This is a genomic window from Citrobacter sp. CK185 (assembly GCF_030333565.1).
In the GTDB taxonomy this organism is placed as follows: domain Bacteria; phylum Pseudomonadota; class Gammaproteobacteria; order Enterobacterales; family Enterobacteriaceae; genus Citrobacter_B; species Citrobacter_B koseri.
Map to the genome: position 1 here is coordinate 1 of NZ_JAOWFR010000022.1, position 26,222 is coordinate 26,222.

Here is a 26,222-nt window from a genome sequence, read left to right on the forward strand (position 1 = left end):
TTTCCTTTGACTCAACACGAGGAATTCCAATGAAGCCTTACAACGCCAATCCCAACTACGTCATGAACGGTCCTCTCCTGGAGGACATAAACGCCCACATGGAAGCGATGTTTCAGCGTTTTGCTAAGCTGTTACCCTTCAGGATTGATTTTGCTTACCGGAAAAACACTGCCAGTTTCGGGCATGCCTGTAAACACACTATGTGTACAGAAATCCGTCACCTGCTTGCCGAAACAGAAAACGCCCTGGCAGGTTTTTACTGGGTGATGGAATACACGCCGAAGAAAGGTCTGCATATCCATTTACTCGGTTATCTGAACGGGCAATATCACCAGAACCCTTACCTGCTCTCCCGAACGATGGGGAATATCTGGAAAAGTGCAACCGAAGGAGACGGATACCACTACCTGTGCCGGACTAAAGAGAATTACCCGGTCCGAGTCGACCAGGTTATCCACTATACCGATACCCCTGCAATTAAAGCCCTGCGGTATGCCATCAGCTATCTCGCGAAAGTTAAACAGAAAGAGAATGGCCTGATTCTGGGGCGAAGTACGGTACCGGATAAAAGCAGCAGGGGCAGGCCGCGGCAGGGCTGAATGTCTGCAACCGTTACGATGTTAAATTTGTACCTGCATCAGCATGCCCGACATGACCACAACCCGGTAAAAGCATGGCCTTCTGCTCTGCGGCTGCAATGAAGTACCACCGCGCCAACTGACGGGACGACCACGATGCAGGAGATGATCATTTTTTACGTCAGTGCACCATAATGTGACAACTAACAGACAGTCACGACTGCTAACGCAGACTTACTCCCCTTCTGATACTTCTTAACTGACCCGCCATTCACACCCTGACCACACTGCCCGGACCGGGACGGCTGACGCCTGCGTGTTGTCTGGCGGTAAGGAACAATACTATGTACGCAAAATCCTTTATCGCTCTCGATGGTAATGGTCGTCTGATTGGTGCACGTACCGCGCAGACAGCCCCTTATGACCGCTATACATGCCACCTCTGCGGCAGCACGCTGCAATACCATCCAGAATACGACACGGAGCGCCCATGGTTTGAACATATCAGCCACAACTTGACGGAAAATGGACAGCAACATTGCCCTTACGCAAAGCCTGACAAGAATGAGATTAGATTGGTACATCGTTTGCGAATATTTGTGCCTAACGTCACCCCTATAGTGTTAAGAGACAGCTGGCATTGTTCGCTATGTGATTCAGATTATCATGGGGAACGTTACTGCCTTAGCTGCCAAACAGGGCGTTTTAGCCTCAAGCTGAGAGCAGAATCATGCTATGTGTGATGCCCTACCAGCAGTGGAACAGCCCTTCAACTCTGGCTAAACATAGTAACCACTGGAACCTCCGTTGCAGATTAAGTCGTTTCTCCAGCTCGACTCTCAGGCATGTTGACTATGGTTTCCTGGGAAAATAAGTTATTATTTCTATAATTCCGGAAATATAGAAATGAGATGCAAATGGAGCTTTCGAAAGCAGCAGAAACCCTGAAAGAACTGGGTCATCCTACGCGCCTGAGCTTGTATAGAGAGCTGGTTAAAGCCGGGCATGAAGGTCTACCGGTTGGTGAGCTGCAGAAGCGGCTCGAAATCCCAGCGTCTACGCTGAGCCATCATCTTTCCTCGTTGATATCAGTTTCTCTGATACGGCAGGAACGTCAGGGTAGAACGCTCTTTTGCCATGCTCGATATGAAAACCTTGAGGCTCTGATTGCCTTCCTGACAGAAGAATGCTGCTCAGGGACTGACGACTGCCTCACCATGCCCCAGAAGACGGAGAAGTAAAATGACAGGTGATCTTAAGAATGTTGATTCGGGTTTGTTCGACACTTCAATCACAGAGGCAAGATTAGGTGTCCCTGCCGTTCCTCATCCTCCGCGAATCCTCATGTTGTACGGCTCTGTGCGCGAACGTTCCTACAGCCGACTGGCAACGGAAGAAGCGGCAAGGTTACTGACCGCAATGGGCGCAGACGTGCGGATCTTCAATCCTTCTGGCTTGCCTCTTCCTGATGATGCACCTGACTCGCATCCTAAAGTCATGGAACTGCGCGAGCTGGTTCGTTGGTCCGAAGGGATGGTGTGGTGTTCCCCTGAACGCCATGGTGCGATGACCGGCATCATGAAGGCCCAGATTGATTGGATACCGTTATCAGAAGGTGCAGTTCGCCCTTCGCAAGGTAAGACGCTGGCCGTAATGCAGGTCTGCGGTGGCTCTCAGTCTTTCAATGCCGTAAACCAGATGCGCATTCTTGGCCGCTGGATGCGGATGATCACCATCCCGAATCAGTCCTCTGTCGCAAAAGCCTGGCAGGAGTTTGATGAAGATGGACGCATGAAGCCGTCGTCTTATTACGACCGGATCGTGGATGTGATGGAAGAACTGGTGAAATTTACTCTGCTGACCCGAGGTAACTTAGCCTATCTCGTTAATCGCTACAGCGAACGGAAAGAGTCTGCAGAAGAACTTTCCCGGCGGGTTAATCAGAGCAAAATTTGAGGGCGGGTATGAGTGATGTAACAGCATTCAACAACTGCATGAGCGTGTTCTGGCGACAACATGAAGCAGAACTCTCTCGTTTTCTGACATCAAAGACTGGCGATAGCGAAAAAGCAGCTGACCTTCTGCAAGAGCTATTCCTGCGTGCACGTGCTCATTCAGACAGTTTCTGCGAGATGGAGAATCCGCGAGCCTGGCTGTATCGGGTGGCGAGGAATCTGCTGATTGATGAGTACCGCACCACCAGGGAGTTTGTTGAGCTGGAAGAAGTTACCCCATTAACAGACGCATCCCCTGATGCAATCTCAACGCTGGGTATTTGCCTGCCTGAAACATTACAGGCTTTACCCGAAGATGAGCGGTGGTTGATTGAAGAGTCCGACCTTAACCGGCGTCCCCAGCAGTCTCTGGCCGATGAACTGGGAATCACGCTTACGGCGTTTAAATCCCGTCTGCTTCGGGCCAGAAAGCACCTGAAAGAAACGATGACAGAACTTTGTCAGATTGAGGCGGATGACACGTCTCCCGTCTGCTGCCACAAAAAAATGAATTAATCGCGCATCTTTTTCCCACCACCTTCGTTTACCTCAGTGTAAAGCCAATCGACTAAACACTGAGGTAAACAGTCCATGTCAAAAATTGAGATCTTTGAAGCTGCAGGCTGCTGCGCAACCAGTAGCGTTGTGGTCAGTGACGAAGCCGTCAAATGGAACGCCAGCGCCGAATGGGCAAAAAAAAATGGCGTCGATATTCAGCGCTACAGCCTTGCGAAAAACCCGCAGCAGTTCCTGAATAACCCTGTCATCAAAGAGTTTCTGAACACTTCGGGACTAGAGTCCCTTCCAGTGACCTTGCTCGACGGCAAGCTCGTAATGGCAGGCAAACTCCCGACTCGTGAAGATATCGCCCGTTGGGCCGGTATTCAGCTTCCTCAGGACTGGAGTGAAGACAGCACGCAACCAAGCTGCTGCTGCATTCCACGTATGCCTTAATTACAGAGGAGCTATCACTGATGAATATGCCATTTTTAAAAGACATTCCCCCGTTCATCTTCTTCACCGGTAAAGGTGGAGTAGGTAAAACATCTCTGGCCTGTGCTACTGCGGTATGGCTGGCCGATCAGGGCAAGAGAACACTTCTGGTGAGTACCGATCCGGCTTCCAATGTCGGTCAGGTATTTAGCCAGACTATCGGCCACCGAATAACAGATATCAGTACCGTCCAAAATCTTGCGGCGATGGAAGTTGACCCGATGGCTGCTGCACAAGCCTATCGTGACCGAGTGCTCGACCCGGTTCGCGGGCTGATGTCAGCCGAGGTGGTAAGCAGCATTGAAGAACAGCTTTCAGGTTCATGCACCACGGAAATCGCGGCATTTGATGAGTTTACAGGTCTTCTTACCAACCATGAGCTGCGGGAAAAGTATGACCATATCGTATTTGATACTGCGCCAACCGGTCATACAATCCGTATGCTTGAGTTGCCGGGGGCCTGGAGCGGTTATCTCGAAGCGAACCCTGATGCCGCCGCTAACCTCGGGCCGCTGGTGGGGCTGGAGAAACAACAGCACCAGTACTCAGACGCGGTTAAGGCGCTCTCTGATGCTGCACTCACGCGTCTGGTTCTGGTTGCCCGCGCCCAGGCTTCGACACTAAAAGAGGTTTCCCATACGCATGATGAGCTGTCTGCTATCGGTTTGCAGCATCAACACCTTGCCATTAATGGTGTCTTGCCACCATTTGTGGGTGAAAATGATCCGCTGGCGCAAAGTATTTTGGCTCGGGAGGGAAAAGCACTACTTGCTATGCCAGAGAATCTGGCGAACCTTCCCCGCTCGCAGCTGTTTCTGAAGCCATTTAATCTGGTCGGTCTGGAAGCCCTGCGGGAGCTATTTACGGAGAGCAAAGCCTCACCGGTTCTCGCTGCTACCACGCTGAATGCTCTGGATTTACCGAAACTTGCCTCGCTGGTAGATGAACTCAGCCAGACAGGTAAAGGGCTGATAATGACGATGGGTAAAGGCGGAGTGGGTAAAACGACCGTAGCGGCCTCGGTAGCGGTATCGCTGGCTAAGCGCGGTCACAAGGTCCACTTGACCACATCCGACCCGGCAGCTCATCTGTCTTATACGCTGGATGGCTCGCTACCAAATCTTCAGGTCAGCCGTATCGACCCGAAGGTAGAGACAGAGCGCTATCGCCGCTTTGTTCTGGAAAATCAGGGGAAAGGGTTAGATGCAGAAGGGCTGGCGGTGCTGGAGGAAGATCTCCGCTCACCCTGTACTGAAGAGATCGCCGTCTTCCAGGCATTCTCGCGGATCATCAAAGAGGCCGATGACCATTTTGTCATTATGGACACAGCGCCAACGGGTCACACGCTTCTGCTACTGGATGCAACAGGAGCCTATCACTGGGAAATGGTGCGCCAGATGGGGCAAACGCATGATCATGTGTTGACGCCAATGATGCAATTGCAGGACCCGGAGAAGACGAAGGTGATTATCGTGACGCTTGCCGAAACGACACCTGTACTGGAAGCAGCAAACCTGCAGCAGGATTTGCGTCGGGCCGGAATTGAACCATGGGCATGGGTAATCAATAGCAGTCTGGCTGCTGCGAAACCGTCCTCACCGTTCCTCGTAACCCGAGCCAGTCGCGAACTGCCGCTGATAAATGACGTTACAGAGCAGTTTGCAAAGCGTATTGCATTAACACCACTGCAGAACGAAGAACCAGTGGGTGCGGCTCTGCTGGCAAAAATGGCAGACTAATAGATGGGGCTGCGGCCCCATCTTCTGTAGCCAAACTTTTGCTTATACAGATTATAAGTTTAAGTGCTTAACCTGCTGTCGCGAATTCCGGTAGTTTGTAAAACACCATTACTGGAGCAATTCGATGCACATTATCAAAGCTGAAGAACAGCACATTACCGCGATACGCAATATCTATGCTCACCATGTTCTGCATGGTACAGGTAGCTTCGAAACCGAACCTCCGGATACGCAGGAAATGCTTAACCGACTGAGGAGCATTCAGTCTCGAGGATTCCCATGGTATGTCGCCCTGCAGGGCGATACGATCATCGGCTACTGTTATATTTCCCGTTACCGCGAACGCCATGCTTATCGGTTCACGGTTGAAAATTCGATATATATTGATCCGGCTTATCAGCGACAGGGGGTCGGAAAAGCACTGCTCGATCATGCATTAAAATGGGCCGAATCTCAGGGATATCGTCAGATGATTGCTGTTGTGGGTGACAGCGCTAACGTCGCTTCTGTTGCGCTGCATATTCGCGCAGGATTTACTGAAATAGGCACATTAAAGGACATTGGTTTCAAACATGGCCGCTGGCTTGACACGGTTTTGCTGCAAATGAAACTTGGTGAAGGGAATAGTACTCTGCCAGAAGATTCAGATCTTATGCTCTGAGGCAGGAATAAGGGGGCGTCTGCCCCCTTTATGTTTATTTCAATCGCTTACCTGTTTCATCAACGACTTTCTCGCCGTCTTCCTTAGCAAATGCGCCTTTTTGCGCATCCGGAAGAATATCCAGTACCACTTCGGAAGGGCGGCAAAGGCGCGTTCCCAACGGTGTCACCACAATCGGGCGGTTAATCAGGATCGGATGCTGAAGCATAAAGTCGATGAGCTGGTCGTCAGTAAATTTATCTTCTGCAAGACCCAGTTCCTCATACGGCTCGACGTTCTTACGCAGCAAAGCACGGACGGAAATGCCCATATCCGCAATGAGTTTGACCAGCTCATCGCGTGAAGGTGGAGTCTCAAGGTAAAGAATAACGGTCGGCTCGATACCGCTGTTGCGGATCATCTCCAGCGTATTACGCGACGTGCCGCAGGCTGGGTTGTGATAAATGGTGATGTTGCTCATATCAGTATCTCATTACAAAGTGAAAGAGAGACGTAGCGCCAGCGCTGCCAGCGTTACAAACAGCACAGGCAGAGTCATGACGATCCCGGTGCGGAAATAGTATCCCCAGGTGATGGTCATATTCTTCTGTGAAAGGACATGCAGCCAAAGCAGCGTTGCCAGGCTACCAATCGGTGTGATTTTCGGCCCCAGATCGCAGCCAATCACGTTGGCATAGATCATCACCTCTTTGATAACGCCTGTTGCGGTGCTGCCATCAATAGAGAGAGCGCCAACCAGCACGGTAGGCATGTTGTTCATGATGGAAGACAGGAAAGCCGTCAGGAAGCCGGTACCAAACGTCGCAGCCCAAAGTCCTTTCTCTGCCAGTACGTTCAGTACGCCAGAGAGATAATCTGTTAGACCGGCGTTACGCAGGCCATAGACCACCAGATACATCCCCAGAGAGAAGATGACGATCTGCCATGGCGCACCGCGAAGCACTTTGCCAGTGTTAATGGCATGGCCTCGTTTCGCCACCGCAAACAGAATGGCAGCCCCTACAGCAGCAATCGCGCTTACCGGGATACCCAACGGCTCAAGGACGAAAAAGCCAACCAGAAGAAGGATCAACACGATCCAACCGGTTCTGAAGGTTGCCAGATCTTTAATCGCTTTTGCCGGTGCTTTCAGACGAGCCAGGTCGTAAGTCGGCGGAATATCTTTGCGGAAGAGCAGATGCAGCATCACCAGCGTGGCGATAATGGCGGCGATATCCACCGGCACCATAACAGATGCATATTCCGTGAACCCCAGACCGAAGAAATCAGCCGATACGATATTCACCAGGTTCGACACGATAAGCGGCAAGCTGGCCGTATCGGCAATAAACCCGGCGGCCATGACAAATGCCAGTGTCGCGCCTTTGCTGAACCCTAATGCCAGTAGCATGGCGATGACTATCGGCGTCAAAATAAGTGCCGCACCATCGTTGGCAAACAGTGCCGCCACAGCTGCGCCGAGCAGGACGATATAGGTAAAGAGCAAACGGCCACGACCGTTACCCCAGCGGGAAACGTGCAGCGCTGCCCATTCGAAAAAGCCGGACTCATCAAGCAGCAGGCTGATAATAATTACGGCAATAAAGGTCGCCGTCGCGTTCCAGACGATATTCCACACCACCGGAATATCGCCCACATGCACAACGCCAGATATCAGAGCCAGACCCGCGCCCAGCATTGCACTCCAGCCGATCCCTAATCCCTTTGGTTGCCAGATAACCAAAACAATGGTCAGGACAAAAATAGCGCCTGCCAGTAACATAAAACCTCCTGACAGGGCGACTTTGCCGCCCTGTATATGCAAAAAAATTAACTCATCAACTCTCTGAGCTTTTCAATACCAGCGGGCTCTGACGCCAGCACCGGAACAAGCGCTATACGGTTAGCGTACTGATTCTTAACAGCCTCAATCTGAGGCTGTTCCTGATGAGCGCGCTGGCAAAGCAACGGAGAACGCGTATCCGCAATGGAAAGGCTGTTATTGATAATCCAGCCCCACGGATGAATTCCCGCTCTTTCAAGATCAGCCTGCAGGTTTGCCGCTTCCAGCACCGGTGTGGTTTCAGGAAGCGTAACCAGCAGAACTTTGGTTCGTTCCGGGTCCTGAAGCTGCATCATGGGGGTAGTAAAATGACCTTTACTCCCCATTTTTTTGGCAATCTCTCGGTGGTAAGCCCCGGTCGCATCCAGCAGCAACAGCGTGTGTCCGGTAGGGGCGGTATCCATAACAACATAGCGCTTACCCGCTTCACGAATCACGCGGGAGAAGGCCTGAAACACGGCAATTTCTTCAGTACAGGGAGAGCGTAAATCCTCTTCCAGTAGCCGTTTCCCTGCTTCGTCCAGATCTCTTCCCTTCGTCTCAAGAACATGCTGGCGATAGCGTTCGGTTTCATCGTGAGGGTTGATGCGGCTGACCTGCAGATTTTTGAGGCTGCCGTTCAGCGTTGTACTCAGGTGCGCAGCAGGATCAGAGGTCGTGAGATGCACGTCAAATCCTATGTCTGCCAGCCTGACGGCGATGGCAGCAGCCATCGTGGTTTTCCCTACGCCACCTTTGCCCATCAGCATAATCAGGCCGTGTTCACTGCGAGCGATATCATCGACCAGGCCAGAGAGCGATAAGTTTTCAGGCGTGTACAGGACGTTCGTTACCGGGAGCGGTAATGCCTCAGAACGGGTATCCAGCAGTCCCTTCAATGCTGAAACACCAACCATATTGACTGGCTGTAGTAATAGGGTATCTGTCGGTAGCTCAGATAAACCGGCAGGAAGATTTGCCAGTGCCTCCTGCTCACGTTGCCATATCGCAGCGGCCAGGGCGTCATATTCAGTTTCGGCTTTAGGCAGCACACCATTAATCACCAGATACTGGTTTTTCAGGCCAATTGCAGCCAGTTCTTCATGGGTGCGGGCGACTTCCTGCAGCGTAGATTTTTGCAGTCGTGAAACCAGAACCAGGCGGGTACGTTCAGGATCGGATAACGCCTCTACTGCATGAGCATACTGCTCACGCTGCTTTTCCAGCCCGGCCATTGGGCCAAGACAGGAAGCACCATCTGGATTACTTTCAATGAAGCTACTCCAGGCACCGGGAAGCTGGAGAAGGCGAATCGTGTGGCCCGTCGGCGCTGTATCAAAAATGATGTGATCGAAGCGGGTCAGCAGGGAAGCGTCAGTCAATAAGCCGGTGAACTCATCAAACGCTGCAATCTCAGTGGTACAGGCTCCTGAAAGCTGCTCGCTGATACTGTCAACAACATCATCAGGCAGAAGACCTTTGATAGGATCAACGATTCTGGCGCGGTATTGCTGGGCAGCTTCCTGCGGGTCAATCTCCAGAGCAGAAAGCCCAGGAACTGCCGTTACAGGGTGAATGGTGTTACCGATAGCCTGATCGAATACCTGGCCGACATTGGAGGCCGGATCGGTACTGATCAGCAAAACCCGCTTACCCTGTTCGGCAAGGCGGATAGCCGTCGCGCAGGAAATAGAAGTTTTTCCTACACCTCCCTTACCGGTAAAAAACAGGTAAGGCGGGATATTCTGTAAGAATTTCATATGTCCTCCTGACATATTCAGCAACAGGAAGTATTACCACCACAGCAGCTGGTGGGAGCTAACCCTATCTTCTCCAGCGGAATACCGAACCAGCGAGCCAGCTCAGCACGTTTTGGGTATCGCCCTGCCATCACCGTTTCACCGTTCAACAGCAGTAGCGGAAGTCCTTCAGCTCCAGATGCTTCGAGGAATGCTTTCGCTTTCTCGTTCTGAACAAAGCTCATGGGCTGCTGCGCCAGGTTGTAACGTTCAACCTGTACGCCACGTCCTTTCAGCCACTGCACATCAGCAGAAAAATCAACCAGAACCTGATCGACATCTGAGCCACATACGCCGGTACTGCAGCACATTGCCGGGTCAAACACCGTTAACGTCTTCATTCTGAATACCTCACATTCGAAAAATCATATATGTTCAGGCAAATTTTTTAGATGCAAACAGCCTTACCACTACCAGAGCAGTTTGCCGATGCCAGCTTACGGGCGATGGCCTGTACGTCGTCCTGTTGGCTTAACCAAGCCTGCTCAATTACCTGAGCAGCCCAGAAAGAAATATGCGGAGATAAGCGGTAATGAACCCATTTCCCCTGCTTGCGATCCAGCAATAGGCCACTTTCCCGAAGCATTGCCAGATGGCGGGAGATCTTGGGCTGTGACTGTTCTAGCGCAGTGCAAAGGTCGCACACGCACAGCTCTCCCATCTCTCTAAGCAGCAGTACGATCCCTAGACGGGTTTCATCGGAGAGGTTTTTGAAGAGTTGTAAGGATGTTAGTGACATCTGGCCTCCTGTCCTATTGAAGTTAGGATACTCCCATAAGGACCAAAATCAATATTCACATTCGAAAAAACATATGTGTTATTTAGAAGGATTTTTTTTGCTAACGATCAATAATTACGGCTAACACACTAAAATCTAGTGAATTAAAGTGTTATACAGTTCCTAGAATACACACTTCATTGTTGGTTTAGCTGGCTTATGCGCCAAGGAATAGAATGTGATAAAAAAGATTAAAATCTCAGGTTACAGAATCTACAAGCAATTGATTTTAGAGCCAAATTCAAAGCTCAACCTGATAGTTGGGGGGAATGAGGTTGGAAAATCAACCCTAATGGAAGCAATAGCCTTAGCGCTAACAGGCAGAATCAACGGAAAAGGAGCTAATGATGAATTAAATCCGTATTGGTTTAATACAGAGCTAGTCGCTGATTTTGTTGAAAGAAGACAAAGAGGTGAAAACATTAGTCTACCTGAGATTAAAATTGAGCTCTTTTTTGATAATACGCCAGAATTACAAAATCTATGTGGAGCTATTAATAGCGACCATCCAACAAATGCATGCCCTGGTGTATTATTCCATGTACTGCCCAATAGTGAATATAATGAGGAGATAGAGCAATGGCTTATAAGCCCTACTAAAATATTACCTGTAGAATTCTACCGTATAGAATGGCGTTCTTTTGCTGATGAGAAACTTCTCAATAGGCCTCGGCAATTAACAACTGCCATCATAGATTCTAAAACTGTTAGGTCCTCCACATCAATCGACTATCATTTAAGGCAAATAATTAATGATCATCTTGCTCCAATAGAAAGGGCAAAAATATCCTTATCGTACAGACAAGTTAAAGCATCTATGGCCGGAGGTGTACTTGGTGATATCAATGAAAGAATAAGCAAATTAAATGCCTCATTACATGATAAAACCATCATTTTAGATATGGATCAAAGTAGTCGAACCTCTTGGGAAGGCGTTGTATCCCCTCATGTCAATGAGGTCCCTTTTTCTATGTCTGGGCAAGGTCAACAAGCTGCCATCAAAATTTCTCTGTCTATGGGACGTCACGCTGAAAAGACAAAATTTGTGATGATAGAAGAACCAGAGAACCATCTTTCACATACCAGTTTATCAACACTACTTTCTCGAATCGAAAAGTTATCCAGTACTAGTCAGCAATTGTTCATTACAACGCATAGTACTTTCGTATTGAATAGACTCGGACTAGATTCGTTAATTTTAATTGGCAATGAATCTGTAAGCAGAATCAATGGCCTATCTCCAGATACTGTTTCTTATTTCCAGAAACTGCCTGGTTACGACACACTCAGAATGGTCTTGGCAAAAAAAGTGGTATTGGTCGAAGGCCCATCTGACGAAATAATTTTCGAACGTTTTTTCAAAGATACATACCAGCTGCGCCCTATGGAGGTCGGTATTGATGTTATAAGCATGAGGGGACTATCACTAGCAAAATGTTTGGAGTTATGTGCCGCTCTCGATAGGCCTGTTGCCTCTCTCCGAGATAACGATGGAATTTCACCAGAAGATCTTGCGCTCCCAGTTCAAGGATGGCTGAAAAAAAACAGAAGAGAGCTATTTATTGGAAGTGTAGTTTCAGGGACAACATTAGAGCCACAACTAATTCACCACAATGGTGAAAAGTTACTTCGTGAAGTATTAAACATAGAAGATAGAGCAGATCTTTTAACATGGATGAGTAGAGAAAAAACAGAAGGGGCCTTGAGAATTTCGGTCTCAAAAAAGGCACTCACACCACCTAAATACATGAGCGATGCGATAAGGTTTATTTATGAACAATGAGTTAATCTTGGCTGTAGCAGGTTCAAGAAAAACACAAGGAATCATTGATCATTGTGCGAGAATAGATGGTCAAAAAAGAGTATTAGTTTTAACATTTACTCAATTCAACCAAAATGAAATTCGCAATCGGTTATCTCATTGTGCAGGAAACAGCTCACATATTGAAGTGCTTGGGTGGTACACTTTTTTAATCCGACATTTTGCCAAACCGTTCCTCCCCTATAAATTCCCTGGACAAAGAATTTTGGGATTTAACTTTGATGGAAGGCCATACATGATGGCAAAGGGTATCAACAGATTTTTAGATAAAAACAACCATGCTTACGCTTGTGAGCTAGCTCGACTAAGTGCAGAACTGATTAATGCAAGCCAAGGGGCATTAATTTTTAGACTTGAATCTATGTATGATGAAATACTTATTGATGAAGTTCAGGATTTGAGCGGCTACGATTTAGACATATTAGATTCTTTGTTAGCAACGGCTATCAATTTGAAAATGGTTGGAGACATGCGGCAAGCTGTTCTTTCAACCAATCCAAGAGGAAGTAAGCATAAAAAATATCAAAATACTAATATGCTTTCTTGGTTTTTGGAAAGAGAAGAGAAAGGAATAATAAAGATAATTGAACGTTTTACAACCTGGAGATGTCATCATTTAATATCTGATTACGCCGATACTATTTTTTCACCTGAATGGGGTTTTCCTAAAACAAAATCTGAAAATCACACTGTTACATGTCATGATGGGGTTTTTCTTGTAATGAAGGAGCATGTTGAAGATTACATCAAAGCATTTAAACCGCAATGCTTGAGAAACTCAAAAAGCAGCGGTAAGGCCTATAATTTCGATTTTATTAATTTCAAAGCATCTAAAGGTTCAACTTTTGAACGAATCCTAATAATTCCGACCTCAGGAATTGAAGCCTTTATTCAGAAAAATGAGTATCTTGAAAGCACTGCAGCCGCAACATTTTACGTAGCAGTTACAAGAGCTCAGCAAAGCGTGGCAATCGTTGTAGGGAAGCCTGGTCAATCAAAATTACCGATATGGAAACCGTAATTCTTAATATATTAAATAGGTGAATTTTGTTCATATGTTAAATTAAAACAATAGCAAAAGAGATAAGATTAATAATGAAATTTGTCAAACTCATTGCAAGAATAAATATTAATAGCTTTTTTATCACCCCAACTTGAGAGGAGAATATATTAAATTTACCCTTAGCTTCAGATAAATCTACAGAGTCTAACTCTGCTTCAAAACGATTAAGCAACCCTAAAAACTCATCTCTTGTTATATTTAAAAAACTCAATTGAAATTTAACTGTGAAGTATGTTGTAAAAAGCACAAACAAAGCAACAAAAAAAGTCCCTGAATTCAACAAGATATCCTGCACTATACTATCTGGATTATTTTTTATCGCAGTAAACGTTAAAACTGTAGATGCAGGAATTGCTAATGACCTTGTTAGGGATTCAGTAAGAACGGTGTTTATTTTTGATAAATAATCCCTAAACTTTTCTTCATACTCTTTTCTTATCTTTTCGAAACTAAATCCGACTGCAAAAGCATGATAGTTTTCTTCAAAACGTTCAACAAATATCGAAAATCGTTTCAATATCGTTCTAAATCGGAAATCAATATCTTTATTAGATGTAAAAGAATATATAGTATTTGATAGAATTTTATTTTTTTCTTCTTTGTGATCCTCGCTCTCCATTAATTTCATTAATTTAGAAAAGCCATCCAAATCATAGTCTAAATCATTAAAATCATATTGCAATGTAACAAATGATTTTCTGGCACCAAGAAATGTACAAGAGTTACCATCACTATCATCAGATGAGTTAACTAAAACATCCCAAACTCGACTTATTTGTATGTAATGCAGCACTTTACCTTTTACTATTTCATCTGGGTATAACTCTATCTTTCCTTCGGGTGATCTCAGTAATATAAATTTTTCTTTAGCCTTAGGGTTTAAATTTATCGCCTCGTTTAGATCTTTATAAATAGCCATCCCCAAAGAGCGTAGATGATTCATATCCACACTTACGATCATTGTGAAATTTTTATCAAAAAACTTTGCATTAAAATTTTCCAAATCAACAAATTCTTTTTTTAGATCACCTCTATCTTTTATCGAAAAGATTGAACTTATTAATGACACTCGACTATATTCAAGGCAAAATAAGTAATTATCTAAATTTAATTGTATAAGTCCTTGGGCAAGATCTCCCTCAAAGTAGTATGTTTCAAACCGCTTAAAAAGCAGTGTTATATGCTCAAGTACATCGCAAGAATAGCCAATCATTTAACCATCCTTATTTTACATTTTCTCTTTTATCGAGCTCGGCTTTAAGATCTATCGGAATTTCTGTAAACAGTAATCCTTTATCACTATAGAATACTTTAGAACCCAATAAGTCAGAATCGAAACTAATACTCATTTTTTTCGTTTTTCCCTTATAACGAACAAGCCCTCTTAACTCACTTTTATCAATACTGACCTCAAAGCTTAAATTAAATGGCTCATTTTGAATGATTTCAAGAAGAAATCCATCATTTTCTGGAAAAAGGAATCGCCCTAAATTCTCAACATTAACTTTACCTTCTTCATTAATATTATCTCTACAGTATGAGTTCGCTAATATTAACTTTTCATTTATAGCATCTAAATCATCAATATAAAGATCATCACAACATTTTTTTATAGCACTTACGAGTGTTGCTGTTTCAATCTTCGATGCAGTAAATTCCTTGCAACCAATAAAACGAGAAAAGTAGTCTCTCATTTCAGAATTTCGTCCTATCCTAAATGAAATAAATCTTTCGGCCAACCCCTCAGACCATGCTGTTAGATTTATTCTTGCACCAAGATGAAGACGATCAAGATCTAAGCGCTCAATATACTTGAAAGAGAGATTTTCTAAAATCATCCCCTGAGTTTCTTGTAAAGTGACGATAGATAAGAATCTGTTCCCGTTGGTTTCATAGTTAAAAAAAACAATATATCCTGGTTTGGCTGCTTTACCTGAACCCTGATTTAACTCATCCAATAAAAGATAAGACATTTCAACCGTCATTTTTCTGAAATCAACAAACTCTTTTTGCTCATCATAGTTTCTTTCAAGTGTCTGCTCAAATTTTGTAAGTCCACCTTCTTGATCAAAAAAACCTGACTTAAGCCCAGTTTTATTAAATAAATTAAGAAGCGTAATCCCCACTTCGTCGGTGATCTCATCAAGGTTATTTTCCGCAGGCCGAGGTTTAAGTGATGCATGTTTCCCTGCGTCTCGCGTAAACTGATGAACAATAAATCTTTTTATTTTCGCCATGTTATTATTAAATTCCTCATTTAACTTCCACCCAAAGTGGTGGTACAGATTTTACATTTATAACGCCATTCATTATCAAATATTATTGATATATTATCTAAAACTGTGAGCCACATTATATTTAATATCTAATCTGACTCACAAAACAATATACAAACTAACCAATTGATTTAAATATAAAATCCCCATACCACTGCATCATCTCCTTCCTCCCCTCCAGATATTGAGCATGGTTATACGTTCCACGAATTGAGTTCTTATCGACGTGAGCCAGTTGTAACTCAATCCAGGCCGAGTTGAATCCCTGCTCATGCAAAATGGTACTCATCGTGTGGCGGAATCCATGCCCTGTAACGCGCCCGGCATAGCCGATACGCCTTACCAACACAGTTAATGCCATATCACTCATCGGTTTCTTAGGATTATTACGTCCTGGGAACAGCAACGTTCCTGCCCCAGTCATGGGTTTAAGCTGATTAAGCAGGTCAATTGCCTGGCTTGATAACGGAACCAGATGAGGTCGGCGCATTTTCATTCGCTCTGCTGGTACGTTCCAAACCTTCCGCTCAAAATCAAACTCCTGCCACTCCGCTTGCCTCAATTCCCCAGGCCTTACTCCAGTCAAAATAAGTAATTGCATCGCAATCTTAACAATCACACTACCGGCATAGGTATTCAGAGTCCGAAGAAACTCAGGCAGTTCATCCTGGGTTAAAAAAGCATAATGCTCTTTCTCATGAGGAGTCACGGCGCTGGCTAGATCAGGTGCTGGATTGTACTCGGCCCTGCCGGTCACAACGGCATACTTCCAGACCTCTCCACAACGCTGGCGAACCTTGCGGACTTTCTCTGTTGCCCCTCGTGCTTCTATCTTAGAAAGGACTGCAAGCAACTCCATCGGCTTGATATCTTTGATTGGCCGGTGACCGATATAAGGAAACACATCCTTTTCAAAGGTTCTCAGCATCTCTTCACGGTAGGAGACAGACCAGCGGTCATAGCGGCGCTGATACCACTCCCGCGTGATAGCCTCAAATGAGTTTTCTGCGTCTTGTTGACGACTAAGTTTTTCAATTTTTCGTTCAAGAGAAGGATCGTTGCCAGCCGCTAATGTCCTTTTTGCATCCTCACGCTTACTTCTGGCCTCAGCTAAAGAAACATCGGGGTAAACGCCAATAGCGAGCAGCTTCTCTTTACCTAGCGAACGGTATTTGAGTCGCCAGTATCTTTTACCGTTGGGATTAACCAGAAGGTAAAGACCACCACCATCAGCGAGTTTGTAAGGCTTATCTTTAGGTTTTGCAGTTTCAACCTGACGAGCTGTCAGCTTCATTGGGGGTACCTCTCAGCAGGGGGTACAATTATACCCCCATCCATACCCCCACATTGAGCTTGACCTTGGGGGAGTACAATTGAGTTCCATAGACTAATAGAATGCTATAACCGCTGATTTATCAAGGAAAAGTTGAGTTTGGTAGACTTCAGGGGAGTTGAGTTTGGAGCGGGCGAAGGGAATCGAACCCTCGTATAGAGCTTGGGAAGCTCTCGTTCTACCATTGAACTACGCCCGCTTCGAGATGCGTAAGGCATTATAAACCTTACGCTCTTATTGACAAGGTGCTTGCTCACTGACTGGCGATTAATTCACCGTCAGCATTTTGGTTTGCTCCCCTGCGGCGGTAAATAACGCAGCGGATCAATCGCTGTTGCGCGGTAGCGAATCTGGAAGTGCAAGCGAACGGAATCCGCATCAGTGCTCCCCATTGTGGCAATTTTCTGCCCGGCTTTCACGCTCTGCCCGTTGTTAACTAACAGCGTGTCGTTGTGGGCATAAGCGGTGATGTAATCCTCATTATGTTTAATCATGATGAGGTTCCCGTAACCGCGTAACTGGTTGCCGACATAAACCACCTTCCCTGCCCCTGCCGCATAAATCGGCGTGCCGCGCGCGGCGGATATATCAATGCCTTTGTTGCCGCCTTCCGCCGTTGAATAAGGCAAAATGACTTTGCCGCTGGCAGGCCAGCGCCAGCAACGTTGCCCTACCGGAGGCCAGGAAGATTGCGGCACAGAAGAGGACGGTCTGACTGCCGCCGTTTTCGTAGAGGATTTCGCCGTGGTCGCACGCGATGAACCGGAACGCTTTGCCCCTCCGCCCAGTTTCAGTTTTTGCCCTACCTCAATGGTGTAAGGCGGGGAAATACCGTTCAGGCGGGCAAGTTCTTTCACGCTGGTTCCCGTCGTGCGCGAAATGCGGTAGAGCGTATCTCCCCGCTTAACGGTATAGACGGAACCCGAATCAGAAGATTGATTGCTGGAGCAGCCCGCTAAAAGCAAGCCTGCACAAAGCAGCATCACAATACTCAGGCTCTTGTTGTTCAGGCGTCCTGCACTCAAAACTATTCCTCGCAACATTTCAAACGCCTTATCATAGCAGCCAAAAGCCAGATGCCCAATGTATTGCCATCGGTGTCACGATATCTCCTTCTTGCCACCGCTACTTTTGGTAATGCCTTTCCACCCTATATAGACTACGCTAGTTGCCAGAGTATATGGCTTGCAGCAGTATGCGGCTATTTTCATATTCAGGAGTTTTTATGACCGGGGAACATGTCATATTGCTGGATGAGCAGGGTAATCCTGACGGCATACTGGAGAAATATGCGGCTCATACCTCTGATACCCTTTTACATCTCGCCTTCTCATGCTGGTTGTTTAACGCGCAGGGGCAATTGCTGGTCACTCGCCGCTCGCTCAGTAAAAAAGCGTGGCCGGGAGTCTGGACCAACTCAGTATGCGGACACCCACAGCAGGGAGAAAGCACTGAAGCGGCAATTATCCGACGCAGCCGTTATGAGCTTGGCGTCGAAATTACCAACCTGACGCCCGTCTATCCAGATTTTCGCTATCGGGCAACTGACCCGAATGGCATCGTGGAAAATGAGGTCTGTCCGGTATACGCCGCGCAGGTGACCAGCGCGCTACAGGTAAACCCGGATGAAGTGATGGACTACCAGTGGAGCGGCCTGGAAACCGTACTGCAAGCATTGAGCGCGGCGCCGTGGGCGTTCAGTCCGTGGATGGTGTTGCAGGCGTCTGACGACCAAGCGCGTGAGTTGTTGCGGGAGTATAACCAGGGGTAATTTACTGGCTTTGTGCCCGGTGGCGCTACGCTTACCGGGCCTACAGAGGTGCAAAACGTAGGCCGGATAAGGCAAAGCCGCCATCCGGCATCTCACGTCTTATTTTACCGGACGCATCGCCGGGAACAGAATCACGTCGCGGATGGTGTGGCTGTTGGTGAACAGCATTACCATGCGGTCGATACCAATTCCCAGACCCGCTGTCGGCGGCAGGCCGTGCTCCAGAGCGGTAACGTAGTCTTCGTCGTAGAACATCGCTTCGTCGTCACCGGCTTCTTTCGCGTTAACCTGATCCTGGAAACGCTGCGCCTGATCTTCTGCATCGTTCAGCTCGCTAAAGCCGTTACCGATTTCACGGCCGCCGATGAAGAATTCAAAGCGGTCGGTGATTTCCGGGTTCACGTCGTTACGGCGCGCCAGCGGAGAAACCTCTGCCGGATATTCGGTAATGAAGGTCGGCTGAATCAGGTGCGCTTCCGCCACTTCTTCGAAGATCTCAGTTACGATGCGGCCCAGACCCCAGCTTTTCTCAACCTTGATGCCGATAGATTCAGCGATCGCTTTGGCGGAGTCGAAGTTATCCAGATCGGCCATATCCGTTTCAGGACGGTATTTCTTGATAGCCTCGCGCATGGTCAGTTTTTCGAACGGCTTGCCGAAGTCGAACACTTCATCGCCGTAAGGCACTTCAGTTTTGCCCAGAATATCCTGCGCCAGCGTACGGAACAGCGATTCAGTCAGTTCGATCAGGTCTTTATAGTCCGCATACGCCATATAGAGTTCCATCATGGTGAACTCTGGGTTATGACGAACGGAGATCCCTTCGTTACGGAAGTTACGGTTGATTTCGAACACACGCTCGAAGCCACCAACTACCAGACGCTTCAGGTACAGTTCCGGCGCGATACGCAGGTACATGTCCAGATCCAGCGCGTTGTGATGGGTGATAAACGGACGCGCTGCCGCACCGCCAGGAATCACTTGCATCATCGGAGTTTCCACTTCCATAAAGCCGCGGCCCACCATGAACTGACGAATACCCGCCATAATCTGTGAACGGACTTTAAAGGTGTTACGGGATTCATCGTTAGAGATGAGATCCAGGTAACGCTGGCGATAGCGCGCTTCCTGATCCTGCAAGCCGTGGAATTTATCCGGCAGCGGACGAAGCGCTTTGGTCAGCAGCCGCAGTTCGGTGCAGTGGATGGACAGCTCACCGGTTTTGGTCTTGAACAGCTTCCCTTTCGCGCCGAGGATATCGCCCAGATCCCATTTTTTGAACTGCTCGTTGTAAACGCCTTCCGGCAGATCGTCACGGGCAACGTACAGCTGAATACGGCCGCCGACATCCTGCAACGTAACGAAAGACGCTTTACCCATAATACGACGGGTCATCATACGGCCCGCAACGGACACTTCGATGTTCAGCGCTTCCAGTTCTTCGTTCTCTTTCGCGTCGAAGTCAGCGTGCAGTTGGTCTGAGGTGTGATCGCGACGAAAATCATTCGGGAACGGAATACCCTGCTCGCGCAGGCTAGCCAGCTTCTCGCGGCGCGTTTTCAGTTCATTGTTAAGATCGGTTACCGCGTCAGCGCCCTGTGCGTGTTGTTCAGACATGTTGGTTCCTCATAACCCTGCTTTCAAACTTGCTTCGATAAATTGATCCAGGCTGCCATCCAGCACCGCCTGCGTGTTGCGGGTCTCAACCCCGGTACGCAAGTCTTTAATGCGGGAGTCATCAAGGACATAAGAACGAATCTGGCTGCCCCAGCCGATGTCGGATTTGTTATCTTCCATCGCCTGTTTCTCGGCATTTTTCTTCTGCATCTCCAGTTCATAAAGCTTCGCTTTCATCTGCTTCATGGCCTGGTCTTTGTTTTTGTGCTGGGAACGGTCGTTCTGGCACTGCGTCACAATCCCGGTCGGGATGTGCGTAATACGTACCGCAGATTCTGTACGGTTAACGTGCTGACCGCCCGCGCCGGATGCGCGATAAACGTCGATACGCAGGTCTGCCGGGTTGATCTCGATATCAATATCATCGTCAACTTCCGGGTAGACGAACGCGGAGCTGAACGAGGTATGACGACGACCGCCGGAATCGAACGGGCTCTTACGCACCAGGCGATGGACGCCGGTTTCGGTACGCAGCCAGCCATAGGCGTATTCGCCGGAAATCTTGATGGTGACGGATTTGATCCCCGCGACTTCACCTTCAGACTCTTCAATAATTTCGGTTTTAAAGCCGCGCGCTTCTGCCCAGCGCAGATACATACGCTCCAGCATGCTTGCCCAGTCCTGCGCTTCAGTACCGCCGGAACCTGCCTGAATATCGAGGTAGCAATCCGCGCTGTCATACTCACCGGAGAACATACGACGGAATTCCAGCTGCGCCAGCTTTTCTTCCAGCGTATCGAGTTCAGCTACGGCTTCGTTAAAGGTTTCTTCGTCGTCGGCTTCTACAGCCAGCTCCAGCAGCCCGGAAACATCTTCCAGACCCTGAGTCATTTGGTCGAGGGTGTCGACAATCGCTTCAAGGGAGGAACGCTCTTTGCCCAGCGCCTGCGCGCGTTCGGGTTCGTTCCAGACATCCGGCTGTTCCAGCTCGGCGTTTACTTCTTCCAGACGCTCTTTCTTGGCATCGTAGTCAAAGATACCCCCTAAGAACGTCAGAGCGTTCCGTGAGGTCCTGAATGCGGTTATTTACCGGGTTAATTTCAAACATGGTCTGATTTCTTTTATTGGACTAGTCAAAATGCAGTGATAAGAGCGGAATTCTACCGGATTCGCGCTCTCATTAATATACTGTTGTCAATTTGGCCAGAGGTGATCAATGATCAGCTGTAGGCTACGGTTGCCGCGAAACTCATTGATATCCAGCTTATAGGCAAGCTGAACTTCGCGTACGCCGTTATCCGGCCAGCAGGCGGTATCAACGTTAAACGCAATGCCGTCCAGCAGCGGGCCGCCGCCAACCGGTTCGACCATCACTTTCAGGTGGCGTTCGCCGACCAGCCGCTGCTGCAACAGGCGAAAACGTCCGTCAAACAGCGGTTCCGGGAACATCTGCCCCCACGGCCCTGCGTCACGCAGCAGTTGCGCCACTTCCATCGTCATCTCAGCCACGCTCAGCGGGCCATCAGAAACCACTTCGCCCTGTAGCAGCGATGGGTCGAGCCACTCGGTCACCAGCTCGCCAAAACGCTGCTGGAAATGTTCAAACTGCGCCTCTTCCAGTGACAATCCTGCCGCCATCGCATGGCCGCCGAATTTGAGCATCATCCTCGGATACAGCGTATCCAGACGCTCCAGCGCATCGCGCATATGCAGCCCCTGAATGGAACGACCGGAACCTTTCAGCGTACCGTCACCGGCGGGCGCAAAGGCAATCACCGGGCGATGGAAGCGCTCTTTAATGCGCGAAGCCAGAATGCCGACCACGCCCTGATGCCATTCTGGATGATACATCGCCAGGCCGCCTGGCAGCGTTTCACGGCTGCGTTCCAGTTTCTCGCACAGGGTCAGCGCTTCCGCCTGCATCCCCTGTTCGATCTCTTTACGCGTCTGGTTCAGCGCATCCAGTTCATTCGCCAGCACCCGCGCTTCACCGATGTTATCGCACAGCAGCAACGCCACGCCGACGGACATATCATCCAGCCGCCCTGCGGCATTCAGACGCGGCCCCAGCGCAAAGCCTAAATCGCTGGCCGCCAGCTTCTGCGGATCGCGGTTCGACACCTCAAGCAGCGCCTTAATGCCTGGGCGACATTTTCCGGCGCGGATACGGCTCAACCCCTGCCACGTCAGGATGCGGTTATTGGCGTCCAGCGGCACCACGTCCGCCACCGTGCCTAACGCGACCAGGTCGAGCAATTCCGCCAGATTCGGCGGCGTAATGCCACGCTCATCAAACCAGCCTTTATCACGCAGGAAAGTGCGCAGCGCCAGCATCAGATAGAACGCCACGCCAACGCCTGCCAGCGACTTCGACGGGAAATCGCAATCTCGCAGATTCGGGTTAATGATGGCTTCTGCGTCAGGTAGCGTATCGCCCGGCAGGTGGTGATCGGTCACCACCACCGGAATCCCCAACGCTCTGGCATGTTCCACACCGGTATGAGAAGAGATACCGTTATCCACCGTCACAATCAGCTGCGCGCCGCGGGCATGCGCCTGATCGACCACTTCCGGGCTTAATCCGTAGCCGTCTTCAAAACGGTTTGGCACCAGGTAGCTGATATTGTTACAGCCCAGCGAACGCATACCGAGGACGCTAAGCGCCGTACTGGTGGCGCCATCCGCGTCAAAATCGCCCACGACGACGATGCGAGTCCCCTCGCGAAACGCGTTATAGAGGATCTCAACCGCCTTTTCGACGCCGCTAAGCTGCTGCCACGGCAGCATCCCTTTTACGCTACGCTCCAGCTCCTGCGCGCTGCGTACGCCCCGGCTGGCGTATAAACGGCGCAGCAGCGGCGGCAGGTCAGCAGGCAGCTCAGCTGTCTCGTCGGCCTCACGCCGACGAAGTTGTATCTGTTGTTTCACGCGAATTATTTACCGCTGGTCTGTTTCTGGTGCGCGTCAAGGAACGCCTTCATCTCTTTCGGCCCCTGATAGCCAGGCACCACATAGCCGTTACTCAGCACAATCGCTGGCGTGCCGCTCACGCCGAACTGCACGCCCAGCGCATAATGATTGGCGATATCGATATCGCAGGTGGCGGCTTTCACGCCTTTGCCCGCCATCGCGTCATCAAAGGCTTTGTTTCGGTCTTTCGCGCACCAGATGGACTTCATATCCTGCTCGGCCTGGCTTTCCAGCCCCTGGCGCGGGAAGGCCAGATAACGCACGGTAATCCCCAGCGCGTTGTAGTCTTTCATCTCTTCATGCAGCTTGTGACAGTAGCCGCAGGTGATGTCGGTAAAGATGGTGATGACGTGTTTTTCCTGCGGCGCTTTGTAAACAATCATCTCTTTTTCCAGCGCATTCAGGTGTTTCATCAGCAACTGATTGGTGACATTTACCGGCGACGCGCCGCTGACGTCATACATCGGCCCCTGAATAATATGCTTGCCATCGTCGGTGACGTACAGCACGCCGCTGTTGGTCAGCACGGTTTTCATGCCTGCAACCGGCGCGGGTTGAATTTCCGTGCTCTGCACGCCCAGCTTAGTCAGCGACTGGTGAATGGCTGCATCGTCCGCATGGACCATTCCCGAAAATGCCGCTGCCAGCAGGGTGAACATCATAAAACGTTTTTTCATAACCTATCCTTTCCTGTCAGCACTCACGCTCGCGGGTGATGCTGTTGATGAAGTTGACGCAAGCGCTCCGTTGCGACATGAGTATAAATTTGTGTGGTCGAGAGATCGCTATGCCCAAGCAGCATCTGTACAACGCGTAAGTCAGCGCCATGATTCAGCAAATGGGTGGCGAAAGCGTGACGCAAAACGTGCGGCGACAGCTTTTCGCTGTCGATTCCCGCCAGCACGGCATAGTGTTTAATGCGGTGCCAGAAGGTCTGACGCGTCATTTGTTGCGCCCGCTGGCTGGGAAATAAAACGTCAATCGACACGCCGTTCAGCAGCCACGGGCGCCCGTGCTCCAGATACGTCTCCAGCCAGTACACCGCCTCTTCGCCCAACGGCACCAGACGTTCTTTATTGCCTTTACCGATAACCCGCACGACGCCCTGGCGCAAACTGATATCGCTCATGGTCAGCCCGACCAGCTCAGAAACGCGCAGGCCCGTCGCATACAGCACTTCCAGCATTGCTTTGTCGCGTAATTCCAGCGGTTGGTCAACAACTGGCGACTGTAATAATCTCTCAACTTGTGCTTCGCTGAGATCTTTTGGCAAACGCTGCGGAAGTTTGGGCGACGCGAGCTGCGCGCTCGGATCGTCCTCACGAAATTTTTCACGGTACAGATGCTGAAAGAAGCGCCGCGTAGCGCTCAACAACCGTGCGGAACTGGTGGCTTTATACCCGCCATCCATACGTTCCGCCAGCAGCGTTTGTAAATCATCGCTCTGCACCGTCGCCAGCGTTTTTCCACGATGATGCAACCATTCGACCACCATCGACAAGTCGCGCCGATACGCGCTCAGCGTATTTTCCGCCAGATTACGCTCCAGCCACAGGGCATCGAGAAACTGCTCGATACGCGCCAGATCCTTATCCATCTCGGGCCCCTCTGCGTGTTAAATCAACGCCATTATGCCTGAAGCCGACGCCTTTCTGGTACACTAGCCGCATCGTCATCGCAAGAATCGAGAGCAGTACGTCATGAATATCGGCCTTTTTTATGGTTCCAGCACCTGCTATACCGAAATGGCAGCGGAAAAAATTCGCGACATTATTGGCCCGGAACTGGTCACATTACACAACCTCAAGGATGACTCTCCGACCTTAATGGAGCAGTACGATGTGCTCATTTTAGGCATTCCGACCTGGGATTTTGGTGAAATACAGGAAGACTGGGAAGCCGTCTGGAATCAACTGGACGATCTCAAGCTGGAAGGCAAAATTGTCGCGCTCTACGGCATGGGCGACCAGTTGGGCTACGGCGAGTGGTTCCTGGATGCGCTGGGTATGCTGCATGACAAACTTGTCACCAAAGGCGTTAAATTTGTCGGCTACTGGCCTACCGAAGGCTATGAGTTCACCAGTCCGAAACCGGTCATTGCCGATGGGCAACTTTTTGTCGGCCTGGCGCTGGATGAAACCAACCAGTACGATCTCAGCGATGAGCGCATCCAGGCCTGGTGCGAGCAAATTCTCGGTGAGATGGCAGAGCACTATTCCTGCTGACCGTTTTGCCGGATAGCGGCGTGAACGCCCTGTCCGGCCTGCATGGCGCACCGAACCGTAGGCCTTAAAGCTGCGCGCCATCAGGCCTTCGTTGGCGTTACCCCTGCGTCGCCTGTTGCAGCATTAACCGCCGTAAATCCCGCCACTCGGCGTCATCCATGCTGTCCGCCGCCAGCCACAAGTGCTGACGCTTCCCGCTGTCGGCGCGCAAACGCAGCATCATGCCGGTTTTAAGCATCCAGGGCGGGCCCTGAATCGTCCAGTCTTGCCCTTGCCAACGTAAACGCCCATCCATCAGCAGTTTAATTTCGCCCTGCCGGGTATTAATCCGCCGCTGACTGCGCACACAGTCGAACACCACCAGCGAAAGCAATATCAGCCAGAGCGGCGTGTAGCTCAATGGCCAGGGCATCAATAAAACCAATGCGGCGACAAGCCCATGAATGAGCAAAGAGAGCCATTGTGCGCGCCAGGAGACGCGTAAATCAGATTGCCACAGGACCACGTTCCCGATTCCGTGTCTGGATGAGTTTCACCATTTGTTCCAGCTCTGCATCACCCGGTTTACCGTGGTTCATCAACCAGTTAAATAAATCAGGATCGTCGCATTCCAGCAAACGAACAAAGATGCATTTTTCTTCATCGCTTAAGTTATCGTACTCATGTTCGAAAAACGGCATGATGGAAATGTCGAGCTCACGCATACCGCGACGGCATGCCCAATGAATACGTGCTTTGTTATTAATATCCATGTTCTTCTTCCTGTCTCGCGAAAATGAAGTACCCGGCTATTGTAACGTGT

The 26,222-nt window shown here is 49.1% G+C and carries 28 protein-coding genes and 1 tRNA gene; 12 read left to right on the forward strand and 17 right to left on the reverse strand.

Annotated features, from left to right (window positions below):
* The first annotated feature begins 29 nt into the window (after positions 1–29).
* The 8 genes from OGV79_RS05725 (at position 30) to OGV79_RS05760 (ending at position 5,965) form a co-directional block, all read left to right on the forward strand.
* Entirely contained in the window at positions 30–599 is a 570-nt protein-coding gene (locus OGV79_RS05725) for a YagK/YfjJ domain-containing protein (RefSeq protein WP_048281178.1), read from the forward strand.
* Positions 600–922: 323 nt separating this feature from the next.
* Positions 923–1,321, forward strand: coding sequence for a putative zinc ribbon protein (locus OGV79_RS05730; RefSeq protein WP_072064994.1), 399 nt, complete (start codon positions 923–925; stop codon positions 1,319–1,321).
* 174 nt (positions 1,322–1,495) lie between these two features.
* Positions 1,496–1,819 (forward strand): ArsR/SmtB family transcription factor, encoded by a 324-nt coding sequence (locus OGV79_RS05735; RefSeq protein WP_024273792.1) that lies wholly within the window; start codon positions 1,496–1,498, stop codon positions 1,817–1,819.
* A gap of 1 nt (position 1,820) precedes the next feature.
* A complete protein-coding gene (arsH, locus tag OGV79_RS05740; protein ID WP_048281179.1) occupies positions 1,821–2,534 on the forward strand; it encodes an arsenical resistance protein ArsH in 714 nt (237 codons plus the stop codon).
* Positions 2,535–2,542: 8 nt separating this feature from the next.
* Positions 2,543–3,088: a sigma-70 family RNA polymerase sigma factor gene (locus OGV79_RS05745; RefSeq protein WP_286468143.1), complete on the forward strand. Its 546-nt coding sequence runs from the start codon at positions 2,543–2,545 to the stop codon at positions 3,086–3,088.
* 75 nt (positions 3,089–3,163) lie between these two features.
* Complete coding sequence (locus OGV79_RS05750; RefSeq protein WP_286468144.1) at positions 3,164–3,526, forward strand: arsenic metallochaperone ArsD family protein; 363 nt, start codon at positions 3,164–3,166, stop codon at positions 3,524–3,526.
* Between the two features lie 20 nt (positions 3,527–3,546).
* Positions 3,547–5,304 carry an arsenical pump-driving ATPase gene (gene arsA / locus OGV79_RS05755; RefSeq protein ID WP_286468145.1) on the forward strand — a complete coding sequence of 586 codons (1,758 nt, stop codon included), beginning with the start codon at positions 3,547–3,549 and terminating at the stop codon, positions 5,302–5,304.
* A gap of 124 nt (positions 5,305–5,428) precedes the next feature.
* A complete protein-coding gene (locus OGV79_RS05760) occupies positions 5,429–5,965 on the forward strand; it encodes a GNAT family N-acetyltransferase (protein ID WP_024273797.1) in 537 nt (178 codons plus the stop codon).
* 34 nt (positions 5,966–5,999) lie between these two features.
* On the opposite strand, the gene arsC is transcribed toward OGV79_RS05760, so the two are convergent.
* Genes arsC through arsR form a run of 5 tightly spaced genes read right to left on the reverse strand, consistent with a single transcriptional unit; the run spans position 6,000 to position 10,304 of the window.
* On the reverse strand, positions 6,000–6,425 hold the full coding sequence (arsC, locus tag OGV79_RS05765) for a glutaredoxin-dependent arsenate reductase (RefSeq protein WP_286468146.1): 426 nt from the start codon (positions 6,423–6,425) through the stop codon (positions 6,000–6,002).
* A gap of 12 nt (positions 6,426–6,437) precedes the next feature.
* Entirely contained in the window at positions 6,438–7,727 is a 1,290-nt protein-coding gene (gene arsB / locus OGV79_RS05770; protein WP_286468147.1) for an arsenite efflux transporter membrane subunit ArsB, read from the reverse strand.
* A gap of 47 nt (positions 7,728–7,774) precedes the next feature.
* The gene (gene arsA, locus OGV79_RS05775) at positions 7,775–9,526 is read right to left on the reverse strand and encodes an arsenite efflux transporter ATPase subunit ArsA (RefSeq protein ID WP_286468148.1); all 1,752 of its coding nucleotides are present in this window, start codon (positions 9,524–9,526) and stop codon (positions 7,775–7,777) included.
* 17 nt (positions 9,527–9,543) lie between these two features.
* Entirely contained in the window at positions 9,544–9,906 is a 363-nt protein-coding gene (arsD, locus tag OGV79_RS05780) for an arsenite efflux transporter metallochaperone ArsD (RefSeq protein WP_286468149.1), read from the reverse strand.
* A gap of 47 nt (positions 9,907–9,953) precedes the next feature.
* The gene (gene arsR / locus OGV79_RS05785; RefSeq protein ID WP_286468150.1) at positions 9,954–10,304 is read right to left on the reverse strand and encodes an As(III)-sensing metalloregulatory transcriptional repressor ArsR; all 351 of its coding nucleotides are present in this window, start codon (positions 10,302–10,304) and stop codon (positions 9,954–9,956) included.
* A gap of 217 nt (positions 10,305–10,521) precedes the next feature.
* Here arsR and OGV79_RS05790 point away from each other — a divergent pair, with 217 nt between their 5' ends.
* Positions 10,522–12,126, forward strand: a complete 1,605-nt coding sequence (locus OGV79_RS05790; protein WP_286468151.1) for an ATP-dependent nuclease — start codon at positions 10,522–10,524, stop codon at positions 12,124–12,126.
* Complete coding sequence (locus OGV79_RS05795; protein ID WP_192502161.1) at positions 12,116–13,186, forward strand: UvrD-helicase domain-containing protein; 1,071 nt, start codon at positions 12,116–12,118, stop codon at positions 13,184–13,186. The genes OGV79_RS05790 and OGV79_RS05795 overlap by 11 nt, the downstream gene beginning before the upstream one ends.
* 37 nt (positions 13,187–13,223) lie before the next feature.
* On the opposite strand, the gene OGV79_RS05800 is transcribed toward OGV79_RS05795, so the two are convergent.
* From OGV79_RS05800 to actS, 5 genes are all read right to left on the reverse strand, one after another.
* Complete coding sequence (locus OGV79_RS05800; protein ID WP_286468152.1) at positions 13,224–14,441, reverse strand: hypothetical protein; 1,218 nt, start codon at positions 14,439–14,441, stop codon at positions 13,224–13,226.
* Between the two features lie 10 nt (positions 14,442–14,451).
* Positions 14,452–15,465 (reverse strand): nucleoid-associated protein, encoded by a 1,014-nt coding sequence (locus OGV79_RS05805; protein WP_112036844.1) that lies wholly within the window; start codon positions 15,463–15,465, stop codon positions 14,452–14,454.
* Between the two features lie 157 nt (positions 15,466–15,622).
* A complete protein-coding gene (locus OGV79_RS05810; protein ID WP_142765384.1) occupies positions 15,623–16,798 on the reverse strand; it encodes a tyrosine-type recombinase/integrase in 1,176 nt (391 codons plus the stop codon).
* Positions 16,799–16,962: 164 nt separating this feature from the next.
* Positions 16,963–17,036, reverse strand: a tRNA-Gly gene (locus OGV79_RS05815).
* A 79-nt stretch (positions 17,037–17,115) separates the two neighbouring features.
* On the reverse strand, positions 17,116–17,862 hold the full coding sequence (actS, locus tag OGV79_RS05820) for an amidase activator ActS (protein WP_058668057.1): 747 nt from the start codon (positions 17,860–17,862) through the stop codon (positions 17,116–17,118).
* Between the two features lie 200 nt (positions 17,863–18,062).
* On the opposite strand from actS, the gene idi reads away from it, so the two are divergent.
* Positions 18,063–18,608, forward strand: a complete 546-nt coding sequence (gene idi, locus OGV79_RS05825; protein WP_071257878.1) for an isopentenyl-diphosphate Delta-isomerase — start codon at positions 18,063–18,065, stop codon at positions 18,606–18,608.
* Between the two features lie 99 nt (positions 18,609–18,707).
* Here the strand turns inward: idi and lysS are convergent, their stop codons facing one another.
* From lysS to xerD, 5 genes are all read right to left on the reverse strand, one after another.
* Positions 18,708–20,225 (reverse strand): lysine--tRNA ligase, encoded by a 1,518-nt coding sequence (gene lysS, locus OGV79_RS05830; protein WP_012134993.1) that lies wholly within the window; start codon positions 20,223–20,225, stop codon positions 18,708–18,710.
* Between the two features lie 9 nt (positions 20,226–20,234).
* Positions 20,235–21,333 (reverse strand): peptide chain release factor 2 gene (gene prfB / locus OGV79_RS05835; protein WP_096753903.1). Its coding sequence is split into 2 segments (ribosomal slippage): positions 20,235–21,257 and positions 21,259–21,333, totalling 1,098 coding nucleotides; the frame shifts between segments, so codons are not numbered across the junction.
* Positions 21,334–21,419: 86 nt separating this feature from the next.
* Positions 21,420–23,153 carry a single-stranded-DNA-specific exonuclease RecJ gene (gene recJ / locus OGV79_RS05840; protein WP_199976974.1) on the reverse strand — a complete coding sequence of 578 codons (1,734 nt, stop codon included), beginning with the start codon at positions 23,151–23,153 and terminating at the stop codon, positions 21,420–21,422.
* 5 nt (positions 23,154–23,158) lie between these two features.
* Positions 23,159–23,872 carry a bifunctional protein-disulfide isomerase/oxidoreductase DsbC gene (gene dsbC / locus OGV79_RS05845; RefSeq protein WP_114848305.1) on the reverse strand — a complete coding sequence of 238 codons (714 nt, stop codon included), beginning with the start codon at positions 23,870–23,872 and terminating at the stop codon, positions 23,159–23,161.
* 23 nt (positions 23,873–23,895) lie between these two features.
* Positions 23,896–24,792, reverse strand: a complete 897-nt coding sequence (gene xerD, locus OGV79_RS05850; RefSeq protein WP_012134998.1) for a site-specific tyrosine recombinase XerD — start codon at positions 24,790–24,792, stop codon at positions 23,896–23,898.
* 103 nt (positions 24,793–24,895) lie between these two features.
* Between xerD and fldB the strand changes: the two genes are divergently transcribed.
* Positions 24,896–25,420 (forward strand): flavodoxin FldB, encoded by a 525-nt coding sequence (gene fldB / locus OGV79_RS05855; protein WP_012134999.1) that lies wholly within the window; start codon positions 24,896–24,898, stop codon positions 25,418–25,420.
* Positions 25,421–25,517: 97 nt separating this feature from the next.
* Here the strand turns inward: fldB and OGV79_RS05860 are convergent, their stop codons facing one another.
* Both OGV79_RS05860 and sdhE read right to left on the reverse strand, forming a co-directional pair.
* Positions 25,518–25,925, reverse strand: a complete 408-nt coding sequence (locus tag OGV79_RS05860; RefSeq protein WP_024130921.1) for a protein YgfX — start codon at positions 25,923–25,925, stop codon at positions 25,518–25,520.
* Positions 25,906–26,172 carry an FAD assembly factor SdhE gene (gene sdhE, locus OGV79_RS05865; protein ID WP_024130922.1) on the reverse strand — a complete coding sequence of 89 codons (267 nt, stop codon included), beginning with the start codon at positions 26,170–26,172 and terminating at the stop codon, positions 25,906–25,908. The genes OGV79_RS05860 and sdhE overlap by 20 nt, the downstream gene beginning before the upstream one ends.
* Positions 26,173–26,222: the final 50 nt, after the last annotated feature.